Source organism: Oerskovia sp. NPDC060287, from assembly GCF_042726775.1.
In the GTDB taxonomy this organism is placed as follows: Bacteria; Actinomycetota; Actinomycetes; order Actinomycetales; family Cellulomonadaceae; genus Oerskovia; species Oerskovia merdavium.
The window spans coordinates 1-3431 of the sequence record NZ_JBHXBO010000338.1 but is presented as its reverse complement, the minus strand read 5'-3'; the positions used below and the strand labels follow the sequence as shown (position 1 = coordinate 3431).

The window sequence follows — 3431 nt, the reverse complement described above, 5'->3', positions numbered from 1 at the left end:
GTTCTGCGCGAGGGAGTGCGCGGCGCGTCCTACCTCGCGCAGAACGTACTACCTCGCGCCGGGGCGACGCGTCTACGCCGTCTCGGCGGACACCACCCTGGCCGCCGCGGCCGGGGTCCGGTAGCGACGCAAGGGTGCGTTGCGCCAGGCGACCAGCCCGACGACGGCACTCGCCGCGAGCCCGCCCGCCACCAGGGCGACGGGCGCCGAGGTCAACGACGCGAGGACCCCACCGCGGAAGTTGCCCACCTCGGGGCCCGCGACCCCCACCACGTGCTCGACCGACGACACGCGGCCCCGGAACTCGTCGGGCGTCTCGAGCTGGACGAGCGCCCCGCGCGTCACGACCGACACCGTGTCGGCCGCCCCCGCGACCGCGAGGCACGCGAGCGCGAGCCACAGCGGCCCGGCCAGCCCGAATCCCGCGAGCGCGACACCCCACGTCGCCGCGGCGGCGAGCTGCAGCGCGCCCGACCGCGGCGCCCGCGTGACCGCGCCGGACAGCAACCCGGCGCCGATCCCGCCCACCGCGACCGCCGAGAGGAACAGCCCGAGGGTGCGCGGGTCGCCGTCGAACCGGATCTCGTTGACGAGCGGGAACAGCGAGACGGGCATCGCGAGCACGGTCGCCGCGACGTCGGTCGCGAACGACCCCCGCAGGGTCGGCCTCCTCCAGACGATCGACCACCCGCCCGCCGCGGCCCGACGGCGCACGGGGCGTCCGCGGTCGGCCGCCGGTCCGCCGTCCGGCACGGGCACCGGGGCAGGTGCGGGTGCGGGGCCGCCGTGCCACGCAGGCGCCGGGACAGGCGTGGGCGCCGGCGGGAGCGGCGGCAGCCGCACCAGCCCGAGCAGGGCGACCACGGCCGCCGCCACCTGCAGCCCGTAGGCGGCCGGGAGGTCCCAGCGCGCGACGACGAGCCCGGCCAGTGCCGGACCGACGAGCATCGCGACCTGGAACGCGAGGTTCTGCAGCGCGAGCCCTGCCGCGACCTGGTCGGCGGGCAGGAGACGAGGCGGCACGGTCCGCCGCGCGGGTGCGCCCAGCGCGTTGCACGCGGCGCCGAGGCTCACGAGGGCGAGCAGCACCCACACGGACCGGTTGCCCACGACCGCCTGGGCGGCGAGCCCCACCGCGGCGAGCGCCTGGCCGGTCGACGCGAGGCGCATGATCGTGCGGCGGTCGTGCACGTCGGCCAGGTGCCCGCCGACGAGGCCGAGCGTGAGGAGTGGCACGGCGGTCGCGAGGCCGATCGCGCCGGTCCACACCGGGCTGTGCGTGAGCTCCCACACCTGCAGCAGGACCGCGACGGTGGCTACCTGGTACCCGAGACCGCCGACCGCCGACCCCGCCCACAGGTCGCGGTAGGCAGCGCTGGTGCGCAGCGGGCGCAGGTCGAGGACGGTGCCCCGCACGTCAGGACCTCTCGGGTGCCGGGGCGCCGGGCGCCTGCGCGGGGTGGCCGGCGGCGTCGAGCCGCTCGACGAGGCGCTCGCGCAGGGACCTGCTCGCGAGGACACGCTCGAGGTCGGTGACCACGGCGCTCAGCGCGTAGGGCAGCTCGTCGTCGATCTCCGCGATCGACTCCTCGGTCGCGCGCCACTCGGCCTCGAGGAGGGGGACGAGCGCGCGGGCCTTGTCGGTGAGCGCGACGCGGCGCGTGCGGGCGTCCTCGCCCGACTCCGTCCGGACGAGCCCCTCGCTGCGCATCGCGGTCACGGTCTGGCTCATGGCCGAGTGCGTGCGGCCGAGCGACGTGGCGAGCTCACGGATGGTCAGCGGCCCGGTGTGGGCGAGACGGATGAGCGGGTAGACGAAGCGCGGGCGCACGCCGTCGACCCCGCGGTCGGTGTAGACGGTGCCGATCTCGTCGTCGAGCCGGCGCAGCAGGGCGTGCAGGGAGTCCCAGCGTCCGGGGACAGCGGTCGGGTCGGAGGATGTCACAGCACTGTTATAACAGCACTCATACAAGTAGGTCGAGCCAGTGCTTCGACAGGCGGTCGACCCCGCCCCGACGTAGCGTCGAGGTGCCGCGGTCCCGCGGGAGAGACCCTCCAGCGCACGGCCGCGCGATTCCCTGTCCCCACCCGAGGAGGTCCACATGTCCGAGGTCCCGATCCGCACCCTCATCAGCCCGCTGCGCTACGTGCAGTCGCGCGGCGCGCTGTCGCGGCTCGGCGAGTTCGTCGCACCGATCGGCACCAAGCCGCTGCTGGTCGCCGACGACGTCGTCTGGGAGATCGTCCAGGACACCGTCGCCGAGTCGTTCCAGGCCGCGAACCTGCCGCGAGCGCGTGAGGGCTTCGGCACGTACGCGACCGCCGCGGAGGTCGACCGGCTGGCGCGCCGCATCCGGGAGACCGGGTCGGACGTGATCGTCGGGATCGGCGGCGGCAGCACGATCGACGCGGTCAAGGCCGCCGGGCACCTCGAAGGGATCCGGTGGGTCTCGGTCCCGACCGTCGCCTCGACCGACGCACCGTGCTCCGCGCTGTCCGTCATCTACACCGAGGACGGGGCGTTCGAGGAGTACCGGTTCTTCCCGCACAACCCGGACCTGGTCCTGGTCGACACCCAGCTCGTGGCCAACGCCCCGGTGAAGTTCCTCGTCGCGGGCATCGGCGACGCCCTCGCGACGTGGATCGAGGCCCGCGCCGTGGCCAAGGCCAACGCGACGACCATGGCGGGCGGCCTGCCTCTCATCACCGGGACGGCGCTCGCCGAGCTCTCGTGGAAGATCCTGTGGGAGAACTCGCTCGCGGCGATCGAGGCCGTCAAGGAGCACCTCGTCACGCCCGCGGTCGACGCCGTGGTCGAGGCCAACACCCTGCTCTCCGGGCTCGGCTTCGAGTCGGGCGGCCTCGCGGCGGCCCACGCGATCCACAACGGGCTCACGGCCGCTCCCCAGACCCACGGGCTCACGCACGGCCAGAAGGTCAACATCGGCTCGCTCACCCAGCTCGTGCTCGAAGGGGCCCCGTCCCAGGAGATCCGGGACTTCGTCGAGTTCACGACGCGCGTCGGGCTGCCCAACACGCTGACGGAGATCGGGCTCACGACGGCCGACGTGGGCGACCTGCGCCGCGTCGCCGAGGCCGCGACGGCACCGGGCGAGACCATCCACGCGATGCCGTTCGAGGTCCGCGTGCCCGAGCTGGTCGACGCGCTGCGCTCGATCGAGGGGCTCTCGCGCGCGATCCGTGCGGACGCGAGCCTGCCCGAGCCCGTGAGGTACACGGGGCACTGAGGCGCGGTCGACCACCCGCGGCCCTCCGGCCGGCCCTCCCACCCGGCCCTCCCACCAACGAGGTAGCCGCCGAGGTAGAACGTGGTGCGCGAGGTAGTGCGCGCCGCGTTCTACCTCGCGCAGCACGTTCTACCTCGAGGGCCAGGCCCGCACGCACGAAGGCCCCGGCCCGCTCCCTCACGG

The 3431-nt window shown here is 74.7% G+C and carries 3 protein-coding genes; 1 reads left to right on the top strand and 2 read right to left on the bottom strand.

The genetic code is table 11. The annotated features are described in order from the left end of the window. Positions 1–72 precede the first annotated feature (72 nt). Both ACFWFR_RS18580 and ACFWFR_RS18575 read right to left on the bottom strand, forming a co-directional pair. Positions 73–1416 carry an MFS transporter gene (locus ACFWFR_RS18580; RefSeq protein WP_377624067.1) on the bottom strand — a complete coding sequence of 448 codons (1344 nt, stop codon included), beginning with the start codon at positions 1414–1416 and terminating at the stop codon, positions 73–75. Position 1417: 1 nt separating this feature from the next. Next, positions 1418–1945 (bottom strand): MarR family transcriptional regulator, encoded by a 528-nt coding sequence (locus ACFWFR_RS18575; protein WP_318244350.1) that lies wholly within the window; start codon positions 1943–1945, stop codon positions 1418–1420. A gap of 157 nt (positions 1946–2102) precedes the next feature. Here ACFWFR_RS18575 and ACFWFR_RS18570 point away from each other — a divergent pair, with 157 nt between their 5' ends. Continuing rightward, the gene (locus ACFWFR_RS18570) at positions 2103–3248 is read left to right on the top strand and encodes a glycerol dehydrogenase (protein WP_377624066.1); all 1146 of its coding nucleotides are present in this window, start codon (positions 2103–2105) and stop codon (positions 3246–3248) included. Positions 3249–3431: the final 183 nt, after the last annotated feature.

Bases quoted from the DNA above. Each gene is read 5' to 3' on its own strand.
- ACFWFR_RS18570 (WP_377624066.1), top strand. From the start codon at position 2,103: ATGTCCGAGGTCCCGATCCGCACCCTCATCAGCCCGCTGCGCTACGTG.